The organism is Pseudoroseomonas cervicalis ATCC 49957, assembly GCF_000164635.1.
Lineage (GTDB): Bacteria > Pseudomonadota > Alphaproteobacteria > Acetobacterales > Acetobacteraceae > Pseudoroseomonas > Pseudoroseomonas cervicalis.
The window spans coordinates 543116-545613 of the sequence record NZ_GG770777.1 but is presented as its reverse complement, the minus strand read 5'-3'; the positions used below and the strand labels follow the sequence as shown (position 1 = coordinate 545613).

Genomic DNA, 2498 nt, shown 5'->3' with positions numbered 1-2498 from the left:
CGGGATGCGGTTGCTGATCGTCAGCGATGCCTGGGCGCCGCAGGTGAACGGGGTGGTGCGCACCCTCGGCATGGTGGCCGAGGCGCTGCGCGGCGGCGGCGACCAGGTGGAGGTGATCGGCCCCGAGCGCTTCCCGGCGCTGCCGGTGCCGGGCGAGCCCGGGCTGCGCCTGGCGCTGTTCCCGCGCCGCCGGCTGGCGGCGCTGGTCGAGCGGGCGGCGCCCGAGGCGGTGCATATCGCCACCGAAGGCCCGCTGGGCTGGGCGATGCGTGGGCTGTGCCGGGCGCGGGGCTGGCGCTTCACCACCGCCTTCCATACCCGCTTCCCGGATTACCTGTCGGCCCGCTTCGGCCTCTCGCCGCGCCTGTCCTGGCCGGTGCTGCGGCGCTTCCACGCCGCCGGGGCGGGCACACTGGTCGCCACCGAGACGCTGCGGCGGGAGCTGGCGGCGCAGGGCTTCGGCGGGCTGCGCCACTGGTCGCGCGGCGTCGACACGGCGCTGTTCCGCCCTGGCCTGCCGGATGCCTTCCCCGGCCTGCCGCGCCCGGTCTTCCTGCATGCCGGGCGGCTGGCGGCGGAGAAGAACATCGAGGCTTTCCTGTCGCTCGACCTGCCGGGCAGCAAGGTGGTGGTGGGCGACGGCCCGCTGCGCGCCGGCCTGCAGCGCCGCTTCCCGGCGGCGCATTTCACCGGCTTCCGCCATGGCGAGGCGCTGGCGGCGGCCTATGCCTCGGCCGATGCCTTCGTCTTCCCCTCGCGCACCGACACCTTCGGGCTGGTGCTGCTGGAGGCGCTGGCCTGCGGCACGCCGGTGGCGGCCTATCCCGAGGCCGGCCCGCTGACGGTGCTGGGCGACGCCCCTGTGGGCGCGCTGGAGGAGGATCTGCGCGCTGCCTGCCTGCGCGCCCTGGCGATGGACCGGGCGGCGTGCCGCGCGCGGGCCGAGATGTTCTCCTGGGAGGCCTGCGCCGCGCAGTTCCGCGCGCAACTGGTGCCGTTGCGGGGCTGATGCCGGCCGCCAGCGGCGGCCGGCCCTGACAGACAGGAAGGGGGGTGCAGGGGGAACACTTTTCCCCCTGCATCTGTCTTGTCTTTATTTCTTGTCCCTACGCCTTCGGCGTGTAGCGCCAGACGCTGGCCGGCGGGAAGTTGCGCGGCGTCCAGGCCTCGCGCTTCGCGGTAAGGCCGAGCTTGCCATAGGGCAAAGGCGAGGTGACGCAGTAGCTGTAGAGCAGGAAGCCGCGCCCGGGTGCCACGCTGTCCACGCTGGCCAGGAAGGCGCGCTGGCGTTCCAGCGGCAGCAGCACCAGCGGGATGCCGCAGATGGCGGTGCCGATCCGCCCTTTCGCCTCGTCCGGGATGCAGTCGGCCAGGGCGAAGGCGTCGCCGCAGACCACGCGCACGCCGGGCAGGGTCTGGCGCAGATGCGCCGCCATGTCGGGCACGATCTCGACCACCACCAGGCGTTCGGGCGGCACGCCCTGGTCCAGCAGGGCGCGGGAGAGCACGCCGGTGCCGGCGCCGAGCTCCAGCACATAGTCCTGCGGCCCGCGCGTCACCTGGGCGGCGATGCGCCGGCAGAGGCTGGGGGAGGAGGGGACGATGGAGCCCATCTGCAACGGGTTGGCCAGCCAGCGCCGCAGGAACAGCGCCGCGTTCGCGGTGTGGCGGCGGGCGGGGGAGGGCAGGGTGTGGGACGGCAGCGCGTCGGGCATTCCATGACTCCGCGATGAAGCGTCGGAGGCTTTGGACCAGCCATGGCGACAGGCGCGTGGCGGACGGGTGACACTCCGGCGAAGCCGGGGTGGCGATGCCGGCGCGGCCCCGCCCCGGCTGGCGCGTGACCCCGGCGGGGCCGGGGCCGGAGGGATCAGTGCAGGGACGGGCGCAGGCGGCGCAGCAGGGCGACCAGCCGCTCGGGCAGGGGTTCCTGCTCGGCCTGGTGGTAGGTCTCGCGCACGCGGTCGTCGATCCACTGGCGGGCGGCGTCGGGCAGCGGATCCGCGGGGTCGTGGCCCTGGCCGTCATCCGCGATATCGCCGGCGGCCTCGCCCTGCGGCGGGCGGCGCGGCGGGGCGAGGGCGGGATCGGCCTCCGTCTTGGCCGGGTCCTGGGCGGGGGGCGCGACGGCGCCTGGCTTGGTGGTCACGGCGGGGCCTCACGCAGTCTTGTCGGAGCTTAGCCATTTCCGGCGGCATTCTCGACCGGAAAAACCGGTCCCACGGTGGAATGTGCCGTGCTCCGTCGCAAAATCCCGCCGGATGGCTTGGGAGGGTGCGATGGCGCTGAGCTTCGAGGAGGCCAGCGCCCTGCTGGTGCGGCTGCGCCGCTATGGCCGTGCCGCGGTGGAGCACCCGGCCCTGGCCGAGCAGGCGATCGAGGCGGCGCTGCACGACCTGCTGGCCGAGGCCGAGCGCGGCCTTGCGGCGGAGGCGGAGGAGGCGACGCGGCGGCTGTTCCGCGCCTTCCATGACCGGCTGCGCGCGGTGGAGGCGGCG

At 74.7% G+C, this 2498-nt stretch carries 4 protein-coding genes; 2 read left to right on the top strand and 2 right to left on the bottom strand.

Annotated features, from left to right (window positions below; translation table 11 throughout):
- Positions 1-4: 4 nt before the first annotated feature.
- Positions 5-1009, top strand: a complete 1005-nt coding sequence (locus HMPREF0731_RS02345) for a glycosyltransferase family 4 protein (RefSeq protein ID WP_007002396.1) — start codon at positions 5-7, stop codon at positions 1007-1009.
- A gap of 97 nt (positions 1010-1106) precedes the next feature.
- Here HMPREF0731_RS02345 and HMPREF0731_RS02340 read toward each other — a convergent pair whose 3' ends face one another.
- Both HMPREF0731_RS02340 and HMPREF0731_RS02335 read right to left on the bottom strand, forming a co-directional pair.
- Positions 1107-1715 (bottom strand): class I SAM-dependent methyltransferase, encoded by a 609-nt coding sequence (locus HMPREF0731_RS02340; protein WP_007002395.1) that lies wholly within the window; start codon positions 1713-1715, stop codon positions 1107-1109.
- 155 nt (positions 1716-1870) lie between these two features.
- The gene (locus tag HMPREF0731_RS02335; protein WP_040611851.1) at positions 1871-2149 is read right to left on the bottom strand and encodes a NepR family anti-sigma factor; all 279 of its coding nucleotides are present in this window, start codon (positions 2147-2149) and stop codon (positions 1871-1873) included.
- A 130-nt stretch (positions 2150-2279) separates the two neighbouring features.
- Here HMPREF0731_RS02335 and HMPREF0731_RS24875 point away from each other — a divergent pair.
- A partial coding sequence (locus HMPREF0731_RS24875; protein WP_040611849.1) for a hypothetical protein occupies positions 2280-2498 on the top strand: 219 nt, incomplete at its 3' end.